Origin of the sequence: Variovorax sp. efr-133-TYG-130, from assembly GCF_030208835.1 — a bacterium.
Taxonomy (GTDB): Bacteria; Pseudomonadota; Gammaproteobacteria; order Burkholderiales; family Burkholderiaceae_C; genus Variovorax.
Map to the genome: position 1 here is coordinate 283,454 of NZ_JARVTD010000003.1, position 17,536 is coordinate 300,989.

General features: G+C 67.4%; 18 protein-coding genes. 8 read left to right on the forward strand and 10 right to left on the reverse strand.

Going from position 1 to position 17,536, the window contains the following annotated elements; all coding sequences use genetic code 11:
- Nucleotides 1-6: 6 nt before the first annotated feature.
- Both QRN67_RS03410 and QRN67_RS03415 read right to left on the reverse strand, forming a co-directional pair.
- On the reverse strand, nt 7-186 hold the full coding sequence (locus QRN67_RS03410; RefSeq protein ID WP_285410481.1) for a hypothetical protein: 180 nt from the start codon (nt 184-186) through the stop codon (nt 7-9).
- A 47-nt stretch (nt 187-233) separates the two neighbouring features.
- Entirely contained in the window at nt 234-2,297 is a 2,064-nt protein-coding gene (locus tag QRN67_RS03415) for a LamG-like jellyroll fold domain-containing protein (RefSeq protein WP_285410482.1), read from the reverse strand.
- Between the two features lie 224 nt (nt 2,298-2,521).
- On the opposite strand from QRN67_RS03415, the gene QRN67_RS03420 reads away from it, so the two are divergent.
- The 3 genes from QRN67_RS03420 (at nt 2,522) to QRN67_RS03430 (ending at nt 4,700) form a co-directional block, all read left to right on the forward strand.
- Complete coding sequence (locus QRN67_RS03420; protein ID WP_285410483.1) at nt 2,522-2,992, forward strand: hypothetical protein; 471 nt, start codon at nt 2,522-2,524, stop codon at nt 2,990-2,992.
- Nucleotides 2,993-3,062: 70 nt separating this feature from the next.
- Nucleotides 3,063-3,386, forward strand: coding sequence for a hypothetical protein (locus QRN67_RS03425; protein ID WP_285410485.1), 324 nt, complete (start codon nt 3,063-3,065; stop codon nt 3,384-3,386).
- Nucleotides 3,387-3,563: 177 nt separating this feature from the next.
- Entirely contained in the window at nt 3,564-4,700 is a 1,137-nt protein-coding gene (locus tag QRN67_RS03430) for a hypothetical protein (RefSeq protein WP_285410487.1), read from the forward strand.
- Nucleotides 4,701-4,712: 12 nt separating this feature from the next.
- Here the strand turns inward: QRN67_RS03430 and QRN67_RS03435 are convergent, their stop codons facing one another.
- From QRN67_RS03435 to mltG, 6 genes are all read right to left on the reverse strand, one after another.
- Nucleotides 4,713-5,393 (reverse strand): ankyrin repeat domain-containing protein, encoded by a 681-nt coding sequence (locus tag QRN67_RS03435; RefSeq protein ID WP_285410488.1) that lies wholly within the window; start codon nt 5,391-5,393, stop codon nt 4,713-4,715.
- Nucleotides 5,390-6,196 carry a TatD family hydrolase gene (locus QRN67_RS03440; RefSeq protein ID WP_237674258.1) on the reverse strand — a complete coding sequence of 269 codons (807 nt, stop codon included), beginning with the start codon at nt 6,194-6,196 and terminating at the stop codon, nt 5,390-5,392. Before QRN67_RS03440 ends, QRN67_RS03435 begins: the two co-directional genes overlap by 4 nt.
- A gap of 87 nt (nt 6,197-6,283) precedes the next feature.
- Nucleotides 6,284-6,670, reverse strand: coding sequence for a PilZ domain-containing protein (locus QRN67_RS03445; RefSeq protein ID WP_081269532.1), 387 nt, complete (start codon nt 6,668-6,670; stop codon nt 6,284-6,286).
- Entirely contained in the window at nt 6,667-7,680 is a 1,014-nt protein-coding gene (locus QRN67_RS03450; RefSeq protein WP_285410494.1) for a DNA polymerase III delta subunit-related protein, read from the reverse strand. The genes QRN67_RS03445 and QRN67_RS03450 overlap by 4 nt, the downstream gene beginning before the upstream one ends.
- Nucleotides 7,677-8,348, reverse strand: coding sequence for a dTMP kinase (gene tmk, locus QRN67_RS03455; RefSeq protein WP_285410495.1), 672 nt, complete (start codon nt 8,346-8,348; stop codon nt 7,677-7,679). The genes QRN67_RS03450 and tmk overlap by 4 nt, the downstream gene beginning before the upstream one ends.
- Entirely contained in the window at nt 8,345-9,367 is a 1,023-nt protein-coding gene (gene mltG / locus QRN67_RS03460; protein ID WP_081269529.1) for an endolytic transglycosylase MltG, read from the reverse strand. The genes tmk and mltG overlap by 4 nt, the downstream gene beginning before the upstream one ends.
- Before the next feature lie 113 nt (nt 9,368-9,480).
- Between mltG and ygfZ the strand changes: the two genes are divergently transcribed.
- Nucleotides 9,481-10,416 carry a CAF17-like 4Fe-4S cluster assembly/insertion protein YgfZ gene (gene ygfZ / locus QRN67_RS03465; protein WP_285410498.1) on the forward strand — a complete coding sequence of 312 codons (936 nt, stop codon included), beginning with the start codon at nt 9,481-9,483 and terminating at the stop codon, nt 10,414-10,416.
- Between the two features lie 141 nt (nt 10,417-10,557).
- A complete protein-coding gene (locus QRN67_RS03470; protein ID WP_285410500.1) occupies nt 10,558-11,451 on the forward strand; it encodes a hypothetical protein in 894 nt (297 codons plus the stop codon).
- 21 nt (nt 11,452-11,472) lie between these two features.
- Here the strand turns inward: QRN67_RS03470 and QRN67_RS03475 are convergent, their stop codons facing one another.
- Both QRN67_RS03475 and QRN67_RS03480 read right to left on the reverse strand, forming a co-directional pair.
- Nucleotides 11,473-12,348 (reverse strand): YbgC/FadM family acyl-CoA thioesterase, encoded by an 876-nt coding sequence (locus QRN67_RS03475; RefSeq protein ID WP_285410501.1) that lies wholly within the window; start codon nt 12,346-12,348, stop codon nt 11,473-11,475.
- Nucleotides 12,345-13,325, reverse strand: coding sequence for an alpha/beta hydrolase (locus tag QRN67_RS03480; RefSeq protein WP_503010865.1), 981 nt, complete (start codon nt 13,323-13,325; stop codon nt 12,345-12,347). The genes QRN67_RS03475 and QRN67_RS03480 overlap by 4 nt, the downstream gene beginning before the upstream one ends.
- Before the next feature lie 135 nt (nt 13,326-13,460).
- Between QRN67_RS03480 and gbd the strand changes: the two genes are divergently transcribed.
- The 3 genes from gbd to QRN67_RS03495 all read left to right on the forward strand — a co-directional run bounded on the left by gbd (nt 13,461) and on the right by QRN67_RS03495 (nt 17,521).
- Complete coding sequence (gene gbd / locus QRN67_RS03485; protein WP_106934487.1) at nt 13,461-14,597, forward strand: 4-hydroxybutyrate dehydrogenase; 1,137 nt, start codon at nt 13,461-13,463, stop codon at nt 14,595-14,597.
- Nucleotides 14,598-14,735: 138 nt separating this feature from the next.
- Nucleotides 14,736-17,078 carry a type VI secretion system Vgr family protein gene (locus QRN67_RS03490; protein ID WP_285410502.1) on the forward strand — a complete coding sequence of 781 codons (2,343 nt, stop codon included), beginning with the start codon at nt 14,736-14,738 and terminating at the stop codon, nt 17,076-17,078.
- On the forward strand, nt 17,075-17,521 hold the full coding sequence (locus tag QRN67_RS03495) for a DUF3592 domain-containing protein (RefSeq protein ID WP_285410504.1): 447 nt from the start codon (nt 17,075-17,077) through the stop codon (nt 17,519-17,521). Before QRN67_RS03490 ends, QRN67_RS03495 begins: the two co-directional genes overlap by 4 nt.
- The last annotated feature ends 15 nt before the right edge of the window (nt 17,522-17,536 follow it).

The window sequence follows — 17,536 nt, forward strand, 5'->3', positions numbered from 1 at the left end:
GGGGGGTCAGGGCGCGCAGCGCATCTCGGGCTTGACGCTCGTGTCCGGCTGCGCAGCCGGCGGCGTGGGCGTCACGGCGATGGGCACGCCGCCGCCGCCTCCGTTGTTGCCGCCACCGCAGGCGGAAAGCACGCAGGCCAGGGCCAGCGCCGGGATCAGCCGTGGGGCCAGTGAAAGAAGTTGCATGGGAATGCTCTCTTGTGTCGTGTGTGGAGTGAGTGAGGCGGGATGGGTCAGGGCGCCAGCGTCGACAGGGGACGGGCGGCCTGGTAGATGCTCTTGATCTCGTCCGCGGTGAGCGCGCGGTTCCAGATCGCGAAGTCGTTGAAGTCCATGGCGCCGCGCGGTGCGCTGGTGCCTGCGCGCTTGTAATAGAGGCCGGTGCCGTCTTCGTTCAGGCCAATGCCGTTCTTGAGGCCGCCGAGCTTGGCGACCAGCGCGGCCGACAGGGCCACGCCGCCGGTCTGCACGCCCTTCGCGGGATCGATGGCGTAGCCCTTCATCGCGAGTCCCGACTTGTCGATGACCATCGCCACGTAGGCCCATTGGCCGGCGCTCAGGAAATGGGCGCCGCTGATTTCTCCGCGCGAACCGCCCAGGCCTGTGTTGAACCGCAGCTCGCAGTTGCCGAACATGCCGATCGCAATGCCCTCGTTGCTGCCGCTGTCGTAGTTCTTGTTGGCGATGACCGATGCGCCGTACCCCACCCCCTGGCTGCAGGTGGCGTCGGTGCGCATCCAGAAGCCGATGGTGAAAGCGGTGACCGCGGGATCCGTCGTCACGTCGTTGGTCTGCATCAGTCGATAGCCCGACATGCCGGCCGCATTCACGATGCGGTTGTCCACGCGCAGTGCCTTGGCCTTGAAGCTGGGCTTGAAGCCATCGTCGTCCACCAGCGAACCCGCGGCGGCGTCCACGGCCCAGGGCGCGAGCGTCGATGCGCCGGTCTTGACGTCCAGGGCGGGCAGCGCGTCGAGCGGGTAGTAATTGACCAGGCCGTTGAGCAGCGACGGCGGCAGCGGCACAGGCTTGACGGCGGTGATGGCGAGCGAGGTGTCGCCCGCGACCACCGTATAGAGATAGCTGAAGTTGCTGTCCTTCACGCCCTGGAGGGTGTCGGTGAACGTCGTGCTGGCTGCGGGCAGGGTGGCGACCGGCTTGCCGTCGCGCAGGATCTGCACCGGCACATTGGTGGTGCCGGCGAGCTTCCAGGAGAGCTCGACGCTGTCCCTGTCGGCACCGATGCCGGCGGAAAGCTCGCGGATGCTCGTGGCGCCTTGCAGCGCAATGCCGCTCCACGCGTAGTTCGCCGGTGCCGGCGTCACGCCCAGGTGGCGCAGCACGGTCGGTGCGATGTCGGTGGCGGCGGCCAGGCGCAGCAATGTGCCGTCGGTGGGCGCGGCCGTGTCGACCGCGGGCAACGCCGGGAGGGTCTTGTTGCTGGCAATGAACACGGTCTTGTCGGCGATGCCCTGCAGACCGGCGCTGGTGCCGAACGCATCGAGCCCGTGGCCCGTGGTGAGGATCACCAGCCAGTCTTCCTTGGAGTCGTTCGCGGTGCGCTGCGAGATGCGCGCGAGGAGCTTGCCGACGGCGGCGGAGGTGTCGGAGATGGCGCGTTGATAGTCCGCGCCCTTCAGGCCGCTGTTTGCAACCACGGCGGCCGGCGCGCCGTATTGCGCCACCAGCAGGTCGTAGCCGGCGTCGATGAGTTGAGAGGTGCGCTCCGTTACGCAGGCATCGGCACCCGCGCAGTCGACGGCGGCGTCGATTGCGCCGGGCTCGTTGCCCAGCAGAGCAGGGTAGAGCGCATTCGCGGTGACCGCGCCGGTCTTGTAGCCAGCCGAGGCATTCTGCCTGGCGATGGCGAAGATCGAAGGCGCGAGCTTGGCGTCGATGCGCTGGGTGCCGCCGTTGCCGCGCACGCCGTGGCGATTGGCCCAGGTGCCCGTCAGCAGCGTGGCCCACCCCTGGCTGTCAAAGGTGGGTTGCTCGCTGAGCGTCCCCACCATGCCGCCGGTCCATGCGGGAGCGATGCGAAGCGACTGCAGTGCGGGCGCCTTGCCCTGCGAGACTGCATCGCGCAATGCCGCATGCGTGAGGCCGTCGATCTCCACCACCAGCGCCTTCGGGCCGCTCTTGCCCTGGTTGGCCGAGGGAGCCGATGTATCGCCGGATACCGGCGGAATGAATGCGCTCCCACTGCCTGCGCCGCCCCCGCCGCAGCCGGAGAGCAAAAAGACGGTGGCGGCCCCCAAAGCCGCAAGCCCGCGGCTTGCGGTCGTTCCTCTGATCATGTCGTTCCCTCAAAAAGTTGAAATTCGTCCGCGACCTGAAGTGCGTTTGCTCGTGCTTGGGCGTGAAATGGTGGTTTGCATAAATTGCCACAAACACAAGGAATGCCACCGATATTGCGATTGCCAGGTGACATCTCGTTGACAATGTTTACGGCGCTGCTCGCTCGGTGATGCGCCACAGATGGCGGTGCCGCCGCGCGCTTTTTTTGCGCGCCGTCCTACGCATGGCAGCGGCGGCAGAAATTCAGATGGCACTTATGCAAGGCTTTCTGAATCGCGCGCTACAACTTCTTCAGCAACTGGCATATGCCCGTGTGTTGTGCGAGTTCCATCGCATTCAGGACCTGCGTTGTCAGGCGTCCGATATCTGCAGCCACGGGTTGGTGACAGCGCAGGAACGACTGGCAGCCTGCGCACAGCGCCTGGACGAGTTTCAGCAGACGCTCGACAACAAGGACAAGGTGGCCGCCATACGCCTGGCGCGCGCGCTGTACCTGCGCATGCTGCTCGGCAGCGCCAACAAGCGCCTTCAACCGTGGAGCGACGGGGAAGACATCACGAACATGCCGCTGTCGCACATGTTCGAATGGATCTCGCACGACTTCGAACGGCTTGAACTGGCCGCGCTGGAAGATGCAATGACGCCGGCGGAGATCGTGATGTATGCGCGCTCGATCGAAGGCGTGCACGGGTGAGTGAAGCACACGCCCGGCAAGCGTAGAAAAAAGGTTTCACCCTTCACCGGATTTTCGGTAGAGTCTTTCGATGCCCACCGTACTTTCTTTCCCCGCACAAGCGCGCGCGGAAGAACTCGCCTCGAGCCTGGAAGGCTGCAAGGTCCTCGAGGTTTCGTTTGCCAACGGCCCACCGATGCCGGCGATCAAGGGCGGATGCTTTCAGTTCGCAACCGTGTTTAAGGCGTTCGGCGGTCAATGGAACCATGCGCGGAAAGTGCATGTTTTCTACGACTGGAGCGCGGTTGCCGCGTCGCTGGAGGCGGCGTTGCGCAGGCAGGTGGATGGCGCAGAAGGCTCAGAGCAGGACAAGCGATGGGATCAGGATTCGGGACTTCGGGTCAGGGCAGGCTGAACCTGCCACAAGCGGGAAACCGCTCGTCCAGTTTATTTAACATAATGCACATTGTGTGAATTGAAGATACCCGACGTTCCAGCACAACAACCCACATGAACATGGGACTTTCGTCTCATGCGATCCCCACGCATCCCACCTAGCATCGACCATCCCCCAGACCCTTGGAACTTTTTGATGCTCGACATTCCACAGACCGCGTTCGATGAAGTGGGCAAGAACCTGTCCCAGTACTACGAAAAAGAAATGGCGGCTGGCGCCCGTGTCCTGTTGGACCGCATGCGCACCAAGGACTGGGGCGTGGTGAGCGCGGCCTTCGCCCAGAAATCCGACATGGTCGAGCGCACCTGGGATTCGTTCCGCGCCAAGTCCAACGAGAGCTTCAGCGTCCCGTACAAGAAAAAGCTGACCGTGCTGCTCAGCGAGTACTGCGGCAACACCGCCGACGTGCAGCGGCTGGTGGTCAAGGGCGTGGCGGCGCTGGCCCGGGCCGGATTGGGCAAGATTCCGATTCCAGGCGCCTCGGTCCTCAAGACGCTGGTGACCAAGAGCGTCGGCGCTGGCGTCTCCGCGGTCAGCGGCGTCGAAGGCGGGATCGACGGCTATCTGCACGGCAAGAGCATCAGCGAAGCCGACACCGTGCTCACCAACCGCGGCAACCAGGAAACCGTCGCGCTCTTCCGCGACGACCGCGAGGCCATGGAGGCCGCCGAAGCTGCGATGAAACAGTACAAGCACATCGCCAACCTGATCAACTCCATGCCGGACCAGATCACCGACCTCAACGACGCGGTGCTGTACCCAGGCGTTGCGGCCAAAGTGCGCATCTCCGCTTCGGACCTGCGCCAGCAGCTGATCAAGATCACCACCTTCGTGGAAGGCATGCAGATGCGCGCCGAGCGCGTCGCGGAGCTGATGCACAAGGACTCCGACCAGATCGCGGCGCGCATGGTCGACGTCGCCAGAGACGTGGTGCTGAACGCCTACCACTCGGCCCGCGCCGATGGCAGACAGGCCTTGTCGGGCATGGCCGCCAAGGGCAAGCCTTACGAGTACGTCGCCCGGCCGATGCTCAAGCCGTTGTCAGGGTCCGAAGGCGGCATGACCCAGCTCGCCAACCTGGTCGCCTATGCACTGGCACTCGGACAACACGACGCACTGGAGATCTCGCAGCCGACGCTGGTGAGTTCGTCGAACCCCGCCGTGCCGGTCGGCCGCCCGCGAAGCAACGCAGTGGTTTCGATCGGCGGGTATCGCCCGCCGGTGCCGCCAAGGCCGGTGCCGCCTCCCCTGCCCCCGCGGCCGATCAGATAAGCCCTCAGCCGCTCACCACTTGCCGTCCTTCGGCACGGCCTTGGGTGCATTGGCTCGGGCGCCGGCAGCCGCAGTGATCATCGAAGCGGCCTCCGAGCGGCTCGCCTTGTTCGCGAAGTCGACCGCCGTCATGCCCAGCTGGTTCTTCATGGTGATGTCCGCGCCCTCGTCCAGCAGCAGCTTCACGGCATCGTTGGAGCCATACATGGCCGCCATCATCAGCGGCGTTGTGCCGTTGGGCGACTGCGCATCGATGAACGCGTAGTTCTCGAGCAGCAGCTTCATGATGGCAATCTGGCCGCTGCTGGCCGCGTAGTGCAGCGGCGTCCAGCCCGTCTTGTTGACGGCGGCGTCGCGCTTGAGCAGTTGCGCCACCACATCCTGCTGGCCCTTGATCGCGGCCAGCATCAGCGGGGTTTCGTCCTTGGGGCTGGCGATGTCGACATTGGTCTGCGGCGCGTCGATCAGCACCTTGATGACCTTCGGCGAAGGCTCGCGCAGAGCGATCAGCAAACCCGTCTGGCCATGCTCGTCCAGCGTGTTGGGGTCGAAACCGCGCTGAAGCAGGTTGCGCACGCCGCTGGCGTTGTCGCCGCGCACGGCCCGGAAGAAGTCTTCGAAAGAACCGGCATGCGCTGCAAAAGATGCAGCAATGACAATGAGATAAATCGATTTCTTGAAGTAGTTTTTCATGATTTGACTTCCCTGAACAATGTTTCGAAGTTGTCGCTCGTGGCCTTGGCGACGGCTTCCACCGGCAGCTTGCGCAGCTCGGCGATCTGCTGCGCCACGTAGGGCACGTACGACGGGTTGTTGGTCTTGCCCCGGTACGGCACCGGCGCCAGGTAGGGGCTGTCGGTCTCTATCAGCATGCGGTCGAGCGGCACGAAGGCGGCCACGTCGCGCAGGTCCTGCGCCTTCTTGAAGGTCAGGATGCCGGAAAACGAGATGTAGAAACCCAGGTCGAGCGCGGCGCGCGCCACTTCGGCGGTCTCGGTGAAGCAATGGAAGACGCCGCCGGCCGCCTTGCCGGCGCCATCCTCGCCCTCCTCCTTGAGGATCGCCAGCGTATCAGCCGAGGCTTCGCGCGTGTGGATCACCAGTGGCTTGCGCGTTTGCTGCGCGGCACGGATGTGCACACGAAAGCGGTCGCGCTGCCATTCCATGTCGGAAATGCTGCGGCCGCCCTTGCGTTCTTCCATCTGGTAGTAGTCGAGGCCGGTTTCACCGATGGCCACCACGCGCGGGCGGGCCGACAGGCGCACCAGGTCTTCGACCGTGGGCTCGGCGATGTCCTCGTTGTCGGGGTGCACGCCCACGCTGGCCCAGAAGTTGTCGTAGCTGGCGGCCAGGGCCTGGACGTCGTCGAATTCCTCGAGCTTGGTGCAGATGCACAGGGCCCGGTCGACCTGCGCGGCGGCCATGGCTGCGCGGATCTGCGGCATCTGGTCCGCGAATTCGGGAAAGGTGAGGTGGCAGTGGGAGTCTGTGAACATCGGAAATAGGAAGGTGCGCGGCACCGGCCCGGGTTGTGGGAGACGGTGCCGTGTACGGAGTTCCGCGTCACGAGGACGGGGGAGAACTCAAATGGTCTGCGTCGGGCGGTCGGAGGCCATGGAGCCGCCCAGGGCGGCTTCGATACGCGCCTTGAGCTGGCGCGACTTCTCGTCGGAAGGAAAACGGATGCCCACGCCCGGCGCCCGGTTGCCGGCGGCACGCGGCGGCGTGATCCAGGCCACCTTGCCCGCGACGGGGTAGCGCTGCGGGTCTTCGGGCAGCGTCAGCAGCACGTAGACGTCGTCGCCCAGCCGGTATTCGCGCGAGGTCGGAATGAAGATGCCGCCCTCCGCGAACAGCGGTATGTAGGCCGCATACAGCGCGCCCTTCTCCTTGATGGCGAGCTGGATGACGCTCGGCCGGGCCGGTGATGGGGCTGCTGCGGGCGCAGCGGAGGCGGCGGGTTGGTTCATGTTCGACGAGCGGCAGAGTTTAGGGTCGTTCGCGCTTCGCTCACAAGCGCTTCGAGCATGAGGCCCGCGTTGAACGGATGTTCCGCGGTCCTTGCGGCACTGGCCAGGGACTTCGACCAGCGCGCCAGCGCCAGCCGCGAAGGCACCGCCGGCAGGTCGGCCGCGTCGAAAAACCGGGGTTCGGCACCGTTGCCGACCGCCATCAGGTCGTGGCAGAGCTTCTGCAGCGCGCCCACGGCCTGGGCCGGCGCGTGGTCGGCCAGCGCGCCCACGTCGCCGCGCGTCATGGCCTTGGGCAGCAGCGACCAGGCCTTGGGCGACTGGCCGGAGCGGGCCAGCTTCAAGGCATCGCTGGGCCGGCCGCCGGCCGCGCGCAGCAGCGCCGCGGCATCGGCGGCGGGCACGCCCTGCGCCGCCAGCCACGCTTCTGCCTCGGCGGTTTCCGGCCACGGCAGCGTGAAACCCAGGCAGCGGCTGCGGATGGTCGGCAGCAGTTGCCACGCGGCTTCGCTGGCAAGCACGAAGCGCACATCGCCCACGGGCTCCTCGAGCGTCTTAAGCAGCGCGTTGGCGGTGATGGTGTTCATGCGCTCGGCCGGATACACCAGCACCACCTTGCCGCGGCCCCGCGCGCTTGTGCGCTGGGCAAAACCGACCGCGTCGCGCATCGCCTCGACGCGGATCTCGCGGCTGGCCTTGCGCTTCTTGTCGTCGATGTCGGACTGGGCTTTTTCGTCGAGCGGCCAGCCGAGCTCCTGCATCGAGACCTCGGGCATCAGCACGCACAAGTCGGCATGGGTGCGCACCTCGATGGCATGGCAGCTCGCGCAGTGGCCGCAGGCGGTGCCTTCGTCCGTCGGCTGCTCGCACAGCCAGGCGGAAGCCAGCGCCAGGGCCAGTTCGTACTGGCCGATGCCGGACGGGCCCTGGAGCAGCCACGCATGGCCGCGCTGGCGCAGCAACTCGGCCAGCGGCCGGCCGAGCCAGGGAGACAGCATCTGCGTACTCATCGTGCGGTTCCGCCCAGCGGCAGCAGAACGCCGCGCGCCAGCAGTGCGGTTTCGACCTGCTGCCAGACCTGGTCGCGCGCCTGGCTGGCGTCGATGCGCACGAAGCGCTTGGCATCGGCGGCGGCACGGTCCGCGTAGCCCTGTGCCACGCGGCGGAAGAATTCGACCGGCTGGGCTTCGAACTTGTCCGGCACGCGCGCCCCGGCCAGCCGCTGCGCGGCAATTTCGGGAGCCAGGTCGAACCACAGCGTGACCTGCGGCTGCAGCAGCGTGGACGCGGGCAGCGCCGCCCTCCCCGCCTGCACCCATTGTTCGAGCGTCGACAGCACGGCCGCGTCGAAGCCGCGGCCCGCGCCCTGGTAGGCGAAGGTGGCATCGGTGAAGCGGTCGCACAGCACGACGTCGCCGCGCGCCAGCGCCGGCTCGATGACCTGCGCGACATGGTCGCGGCGCGCCGCGAACACCAGCAGCGACTCGGTCAGCGGGTCCATCGGCTGATCCAGGATCAGCCCGCGCAGCGTTTCCGCCAGCGGCGTGCCGCCGGGCTCGCGGGTGCGCACCACCGCGCGGCCCTGGGCCTTGAACAGCGCTTCCAGCGCGTCAAGGTGGCTGGACTTGCCCGCGCCGTCGATGCCTTCCAGCGTCAGAAACAGACCTTGGTCGCTCATTGGTTTGCCTTGGGTTTGGGGTCGCCGCCCCCGCGCTGGTAGCGATTGACCGCGCGGTTGTGGTCGTCGAGCGAACTGCTGAACTGGCTGGTGCCGTCGCCGCGAGAAACGAAATACAGCGATTTGCTTTGCGCCGGCTGCACGGCAGCCAGCAGCGCGGCCTTGCCGGGCATCGAGATCGGCGTGGGCGGCAGGCCGCCGCGGGTGTAGGTGTTCCAGGGCGTGTCGGTCTGCAGGTCTTTCTTGCGCAGGTTGCCGTCGAAGGCGGTGCCCATGCCGTAGATGACGGTCGGGTCGGTCTGCAGCGGCATGCCGATGCGCAGGCGGTTGGTGAAGACCGCCGCGATCTCGGCGCGATCGTTGGCCTTGCCTGTCTCCTTTTCGACAATGCTGGCCAGAATCAAAGCCTCGTCAGCCGACTTGAGCGGCAGGTCGGAGGCGCGGGCGGCCCAGGCGGCTTCCAGCTTCTTGTCCATGGCCCGCATCGCGCGCTGCAGCAGGGCGATGTCTGTCGAGCCCTTCGAGTAGGTGTAGGTGTCCGGAAAGAAGCGCCCCTCGGGGTGAAGGCCGGGCTTGCCGAGCCTGGCCATGAGCGCCTCGTCGGTCAGGCCGACGCTCTCGGGCTTCAATTGGTCGGCCTTGGCCAGGGCGGCACGCACCTGGCGGATGTTCCAGCCCTCGACCAGCACCAGGCTGCGCGTGGCTTCCTCGCCGCGCACCAGGATGTTGAGCAGCAGCTTGGGCGTGACGCCGCGCTCCAGTTCGTAGCTGCCGGCGCGCATCTGGCGGTCTTGTCCCGACACGCGGAACCAGAGGTAGAGCAGCTGCGGCTGCACATCAACGCCGGTGTCGGCCACCGCCTGGGCGATGCCGCGCGGCGTGGTGCCGGGCTCGACCGACAGGTCGACACTGGGTGCGGGCAGCTTGAGCGGCTGGTGCACCCACCAGAGACCGGCCCCGCCGAGCGCGAGCACGGCCAGGGCGGCGAGCAGGAAGAGCGTGAGGAAGAAGCTGCGCACGGATCCGATGTGGGGGAAGACGGAAGAAAGAAGAAAAAGAGGTGGTCCCGCGAGCCGCAGGGCGGGAACCCCTGCCGCTCCGAAGGAACAGGCCCGGCCATGATAATTCAGCGATGACCACTGTCGTTCTCAATGGCGTGACCGCCCTTTCCCCCGCCGGCCACCTCGGCGTGATCCGCGCCGAGGGCCCCGACGCCGCCAGCTTCCTGCACGGCCAGCTGACACAGGACTTCTCGCTGCTCGGCTCCGGCGACGCCCGGCTGGCCGCCCTGTGCACCGCCAAGGGCCGTGTGATCGCAAGTTTCATCGGCATCAAGCCGCAACCGGAGCTGATCCTGCTGGTGTGCAGCCGCGACATCCTCGCCGCCACCCTCAAGCGCCTGTCGATGTTCGTGCTGCGCGCCAAGGTCAAGCTGACCGACGCCACCGACCAGTTCGCGCTCTACGGCCTGGCCGGCACCGCGCTGGCGGACAACGGCCTCGACGCCGCGCTGCCCCCAGGCAAGCGCATTGCCGTGGGCGACGATGTGAGCGTCGTCTCGCTCTACCCGGCCGATGGCGTGCCGCGCGCGCTGTGGATCGCCCCGGCCGGCCATCCCGCCCCGGTGGGCCCGGCGCTCGACGACAGCCTGTGGCAGTGGAGCGAGGTGCGCAGCGGCATCGTGACCCTGACCACCCCGGTCATCGACGCCTTCGTGCCGCAGATGATCAATTACGAGTCGGTCGGCGGCGTCAACTTCAAGAAGGGCTGTTACCCCGGCCAGGAAGTGGTGGCGCGCAGCCAGTTCCGCGGCACGCTCAAGCGGCGCGCCTACCTCGTGCAGGCAGATGCGCCGGTGAGCGTCGGCCAGGAAGTGTTCGCGGCCAACGACGCCGAGCAGCCCGTGGGCACCGTGGCACAGGCCGCGCCCGCGCCGGGCGGCGGCTGGGCGGCGCTGGTGTCGATGCAGATCGCCGCGCTGGAAGCCGGCGGCCTGCGTGCCGGCGCGGCCGACGGGCCTGCGCTCACGGTCGAGCCGCTGCCCTACCCCCTGCTCGAAGACATCTGATCTTTCGGACCCCCAACGTCCGCGAACGGGCGTTTGGCGCTGTCGAACAGGCAGCGCCATTTTTTTGCGCGTCGTCCAACCCCGTTGCCGAAGCTGCGCCGTAGAAGCCTGCACAGATCAACTCCCGGCAAGGAAGACACCATGCAGCGCAGACTTTTCTCCACCGCCCTGGCCCTGGGTGCCATGGCTGCTTTCGCGAGCGGCGCACACAGCCAGGAGCGGCCCTACATTCCGATCCCGGCCAGCCTCGTCGGCTCGCTGATGCAGGTCGGCGTGGTCGACCGCAGCACCGGCGCCGAGCTGACGGTCTACCGCCATCGCGGCGAGTACTGGGTGGCCGGCCGCCCCGGCGCGCGCTACGCCATCCGGGTGCGCAATGCGATGGGTGAACGCATCATGGCGGTGATGTCGGTCGACGGCGTGAACGTCGTCACCGGCGAGACCGCGAGCGTGGGGCAGAACGGCTATGTCTTCGGCCCGCGCGAGCGCAGCGACATCGCGGGCTGGCGCAAGAGCGACTCGCAGATCGCGGCGTTCCAGTTCGCCGCGGCCGGCAACTCCTACGCCAGCCGCACCGGCCGCCCCGACGACGTGGGCGTGATCGGCGTCGCCCTGTTCCGCGAGCGCATGCCGGAGCCGCCGCCGCCGCCCGTCATGCCTTCCCCGCGCCGCGACGAATACGGGGAGCGCGAGCGGCGCAGCGATTCTTCCTTGGCCAAGGCCGCGCCGGCCCCGAGCGCGGACGTTGCGGCTTCAGCCGAGGCCCCGGCCGGCAGCATGGCCCGCCAGTCTGCGCCGAGCCCGAGCCTGGGCACCGCCCACGGCCGCCGCGAGACTTCCTACGTCGGCAAGACGACCTTCGAGCGCGCGCAGTCGTCGCCCGACGAGGTGATCCGCATCCGCTACGACAGCCGTGAAAACCTCATTGCCGCCGGCGTGATCCTGCAGCCGCGGCAGTGGCCGCCTCCGGCCGGGCCCTCGGCGTTCCCGGGGTCCGACAACGGCTACGTGCCCGACCCGCCGCCGCGCTACTGAAAGCAATGGGCCGCGCGCCGCTCAGCGCAGCGCGCGACGCATCTCGATGTGCGGAATGCCGGCTTCCTCGAAGACCTCGCCGTGCGCCACATAGCCGCGCCGCGCATAGAAGCGCTCGGCGCTGCGTTGTGCATTCAGCGCCACCACGCGATCGCCGCGCTCCCTGGCCGCTTCTTCGAGCACCTGCATCACGGCCGCGCCGTGTCCGCCGCTGCGCAGGTTGCGGTGGACCGCCATGCGGCCGATGTGCGAGACACCGTCTTCGGCGTGCAGCAGCCGGCCCGTGGCGATGACCTGCCCCAGCCGGTTGCGCGCCACCGCGTGCAGCACCGTCGCGTCGTGCTCGTCCCACTCCAGCGATTCGGGAATGTTCTGTTCCTCGACGAACACCGCGCGGCGCAGGGCACCGGCCGATTCGCCCAGCGTGGCCCAGTCGCCGGTTTCCACGGTGCGCATCGGCTCGCCTGCCTCGTAGCCGGTCAGCAGGCTGCGCAGCTTCTCGGGCACCGGCTTGGAGGTTTGCGTGGCCGGGTCCGCGAACACATAGACCAGCTCGCAGCCGACCAGGAACTGGTCCTGCCGGAACAGCCCGCCCTCGAACACCATCGACGAATTGCCGATGCGTGCGCAGCGCATGCCCACGTCGAGCATGTCGTCCATGCGCGCAGAGCCGCGGAAGTCGATCGTCGCCTTGCGCACGTACAGGTCGCCGGCCAGCGAGTGCATGGACTCTTCGTACGGCAGCGCCAGCGCGCGCCAGTAGTCGGAGATGGCGGTGTCGAAGTACATCAGGTAGTGCGCGTTGAACACGATCTTCTGCATGTCGACTTCCGCCCAGCGCACGCGCAGGCGGTGGAAGAAGCGGAAATTCTCGCGGTGGGTGGCTGTCTCGCTCATGGTTGCAGTGCTTCCTTGATGGCCCGGGCCGCGTCGTCCTGCGCCTTCAGCGCTTCCGGGATCGCGCGGCCCATCTTGATGAATTCGTGTATCACGCCCCGGTAGATTTCCAGGTCGACCGGCACGCCCGCGGCGCGCAGCTTGTCGGCGTAGGCGATGCCTTCGTCGACCACGGCGTCGCATTCGGCCAGCCCGATCCATGCGGGCGCGACGCCGTCGACGTCGTCGGCCAGCAGCGGCGCGAAGCGCCAGTCGTCGCGGTCGGCCGGCGTGCGGACGTACTGCGCGAAGAAGAAATCGATCATCGCCTTGGTCAGCAGAGGGCCGTGCGCGTGGCGCTGGTGCGAGGCGGTGTCCTGGTGGGCCGTGGTGCCGGGGTAGATCAGCAGCTGCAGCGCCAGCGGCAGGCCCGCGTCGCGCGCCATGATGGCGCACACCGCGGCCAGCGTGCCGCCAGCGCTGTCGCCGGCCACGGCCATGCGCGACGGGTCGAGGCCCAGGCTCGCGCCCTGCGTGGCAATGAATTCGAAGGCGTCCCAGGCGTCGTTCGACGCGGTCGGGAACTTGTGCGCGGGTGCGAGCCGGTAGTCGACCGACACCACCGCGCAGCCGCTCTTCAGGCTCAGCACGCGGCACAGCGTGTCGTGCGTGCGGATGTTGCCCACGGTGAAACCGCCGCCATGAAAGTACAGCAGCACCGGCAGCACCTCGGCCGACGGCGCATACAGCCGGGCTGGCACTGCATGGCCGTCGCGCGCCGCGATGCTGAAGTCTTCGATGCGCGCGATTTCGGGCTTGGGCACCTCGAGCACGCCGGCGCCTTTTTCGTACGAGGCCTTGGCTTGGTCTGGCGTGAGCTGGTCGAGCGTGGGGTGGCCGGCGCGCGCCATGCGCTCGACCACGCTGGCCATCTTGGCGGTGAGCGGGTGTTCCTGTTGCTGCTTTTGCGCCTGTGTCGTCGGGGGAATCGTCGTCATGTCTGTAGGAAAGCGGCCGTTGCGTGCGGTGTGCCGTGCGCGACAGCGGCAAGGGTTTCTTGCGTGGGCAAGACATGCCCCTGTTGGTAGATTTGCACAGTCCGCAATCGTACCGCCCTGCGCATCACCACCCCCATGGCACTCATTCAATACCTCACCCAGATCCAGTTCGAATTCGGCGCGATCAAGCTGCTGTCCAGCGAATGCGCGCGCATCGGCATCAACCGCCCGCTGATCGTGACCGACGCCGGCGTGCGCGCCGCGGGCGTGCTGCAGAAGGCGCTGGACGCCATCTCGGACCTGGAAGTGTCGGTGTTCGACCAGACGCCCTCCAACCCGACCGAGGCCGCCGTGCGCGCCGCCGTCGAGCTGTACCGCAGCGGCCGCTGCGACGGCCTGATCGCAGTGGGCGGCGGCTCGGCCATCGACTGCGCCAAGGGCGTGGCCATCGCGGCCACGCACGAAGGCCCGCTCAAGACCTACGCGACCATCGAGGGCGGCTCGCCGCGCATCACCGAGCGCGTGGTGCCGCTCATTGCCGTGCCCACCACCAGCGGCACGGGCAGCGAGGTGGCGCGCGGCGCCATCGTCATCGTCGACGACCACCGCAAGCTCGGCTTCCACAGCTGGTTCCTGATGCCCAAGGCCGCCATCTGCGACCCTGAACTCACGCTCGGCCTGCCGCCCAAGCTCACCGCCGCCACCGGCATGGACGCCATCGCGCATTGCATGGAGACCTTCATGTCGGCCGCCTTCAACCCGCCGGCCGACGGCATCGGCCTCGACGGGCTGGAGCGCGCCTGGGGCCACATCGAGCGCGCCACCAGGGACGGCAGCGACCGCGAGGCGCGGCTGAACCTCATGAGCGCGTCGATGCAGGGTGCGATGGCTTTCCAGAAAGGGCTGGGCTGCGTGCATTCGCTGAGCCACAGCCTGGGCGGCGTCGATCCGCGCCTGCATCACGGCACGCTCAACGCCCTCTTCCTCCCGGCGGTGATCCACTTCAACGCGGGCGCCGATTCGGTGCGCAAGGAACAGCGCCTGCAGCGCATGGCGCAGGCCATGCACCTCGACTCGGCCGGCGACCTCGGCGACGCCATCCGCGACATGAACGCGCGCCTGGGCCTGCCCAAGGGCCTGGCCGAGGTGGGCGTGACGCCCGCGATGTTCGAGCAGATCATCGACGGCGCCATGGCCGACCACTGCCACAAGACCAACCCGCGCCTGGCTACGCGAGACGACTACAAAGCGATGCTCGAAGCCTCGATGTAATGGCTTTTCCACGCCTGTTTCAGAGGGAAACAGGCGCGCATCGGCGGCTTGTGCGTCATGCATGTGACATGAGGGATTCCTAGACTGGTCACAAAGGGTTTGCATTTGTGCACGCCCGCAGAGTCAGGGAAGTTCCGAATGCCGCGTACCGTCCAAGTCCACACCGTGCTCGGCGCCGAGCAGCTCAAGTTCCGCGCAATGCGCGGGCAGGAGGGCCTCTCGCAACTCTTCGAGTTCGAGGTGGACATGGTCGGCACCAGCTTCAACATCGAGCTCAAGCAGCTGCTGGGCACCTCGCTCACGCTGGAGCTGGCCGACGACGGCGGCCCGCGTTTTCTCAACGGCACCGTGGTGCGCTTCGAGCTGGTGGGCCGCGCCAACGAAACCGGCCGCCACTACGTCTACCGTGCGCTGGTGCAACCGTGGCTCTGGTACCTCACGCGCACCACCGACAGCCGCATCTTCCAGAACAAGAGCGTGCCCGAGGTGCTCGACGAAGTGCTGGGCAAGTACGGCTTCGAGTTCGAGAAGCGCCTCACGGCCAGCTACCGCCCGTGGGAAAACTGCGTGCAGTACCAGGAGAGCGACTTCGCCTTCGTGAGCCGGCTCATGGAGCACGAAGGCATCACCTACCACTTCGAGCACGGCAACGGCACCCACCTGCTGGTGCTGTGCGACGACGCCGGCGGCTACACGCCCCTGCCCGGCCACGCCACCATTCCCTACCGCCCGCGCGACCGCGTGCTCAACGCGATGGAGCCCTGCATCGACCAGTGGCGCGTGTCCGAGCAGATCACCTCGGGCCGCGTGATGCTCGACGACTTCGACTTCAGGAAGTCGCGCGCCTCGCTGCAGAGCGTGCAGCAGGACCCGAAGGGCCACGACCATTCGACCTACGAGGTGTACGAATGGCTCGGCGGCTACAGCGAACACGAGCAGGGCGACGCCTATGCCAGGGTCCGCCTGCAGGAACTGCAGTGCTCGCACGAACTGGCCAGGGGCCACACCAACGTCGTGGGCATGGCGCCCGGCTACCTGTTCCAGATGACGCACTGCCCGCGCGAGGCCGACAACCGCGAGTACCTCGTCACCGAGACCCGCTACGACCTGCAGGAGCCTGAGTATTCCAGCGGCGGCAGCAGCGAATCGGTGTGCGAGTTCGACTTCACCGTACTGCCTTCGAGCGTGGCCTACCGCCCCGCGCGCAAGACACCGCGCCCGCGCACCAACGGCCCGCAGACCGCCACCGTGGTCGGCCCCGAAGAAATCTGGACCGACCGCTTCGGCCGCGTGAAGCTGCAATTCCGCTGGGACCGCTACGGCCAGTCCGACGAGAACAGCTCCTGCTGGGTGCGCGTGTCGAGCAGCTGGGCCGGCGCCAACTTCGGCACCATGCACATGCCGCGCGTGGGCCAGGAAGTGATCGTCGATTTCATCGGCGGCGAGCCCGACCGACCGATCATCACAGGCCGCGTCTACAACAGCGACCAGATGCCGCCCTGGGAACTGCCCGCCAACGCCACGGCCAGCGGCATCCTCACCCGCTCCAGCAGCGGCGGCGCGGCCAACCAGGCCAACATGCTGCGCTTCGAAGACCGCACCGGTGCCGAGCAGATCTGGCTGCATGCCGAGCGCAACCTCGACGTGGAAGTGGAGGCCGACGAGACCCACACCACCGACGGCACCCGCACCACGCTCATCAAGGGCCACGAGTCGGCCACCTACCAGGACGGCGAAACGCGCGACATCACCGCCGGGGCCAGGGAAACCATCACCGGCGGCGACACCCGCAGCGTGACCGGCGGCTTCACCGAAACCGTGACCGGCGGCGTGAACCAGACCATCTCGGGCGGCAAGACGCGCATGCTCAGCGGCGGCCTGCAGGACACCATCACGGGCGGCGTCAACTCCGCCATCACCGGCGGCTACCACGGCACCATCAACGGGCAGGAAGTGCGGTTCGTGAGCGAGGGCCGGCAGGACACCATCGACACATCGAACACGGTGCTGGTCAACGGCCCCTCGACCACCACCGTCACCGGCCCGACGGTGCACACCTCGCCGGACGTGACCTTCAACACCACCAACCACATCCACAACACGACGCAGCACGTCATCAACACCACCGTCTACAACACGACGTCGAACACGTACAACAACCTGGCGGTGAGCTACACCAACAACTCGGTCAGCTACACCAACAACTACGCCAAGAGCAGCGACTGGCGGCTGACGCGCTCCGGCGGCGCGGGTTTCCGCTTCGGCGCGGTGGGCATGTCGCTCGACTTCTGGGGCGTGCGCCAGCAGTTCTACGGCATCAACTCGCAGTACGCGGTGCTCAAGGTCGACTTCCTGACCTACAAGATCGCGAACAAGGGTATCGACATCACCAACCAGGCCATGGAAGTCGGCAGGACCGCGGTCCGCTTCTACATGGACGGCATGGCGGCCTATGCGCAGGCCATGCACCTCGTCATGTGACGCCCGGCATGGAGTGGGAGACGCTTCTCTGGGGATTCTTTGGCGTGGTGATGGCCGTGGTGGTGCTCGGCGGCATCGGCGCCGTGGGCTACATGCGCAAGGAGAACGGCCGCTACACGGCCGAGGCCAGGCGCTGGGCGGTGCTCGGGCAGTCGGGCCAGCCGGTTGAAGCCGTGGTCCGCAATGTGCGCATGCACCCCAACAACATGACGCGCGGCGGCTCGCGCAGCCAGACGGTCTGTGCGCTGGTGCTCGACGTGGCCTACACGGACGCCACGGGCACGGCGCGCACGGCCTCGATTCCCACCTTCGTCGAAGACGCGCTGGTGCCGCAGTTCCTCGCGCCCGGGCGCATCGTTCACTTGCGCTATGACCCGAGCGACCCGGCCTCGGTGGCCATCGACCGCACCCGCACGCCGCTGGAGCTGCCGCGTGCCGACTGAGCATTCCTTTTCCTG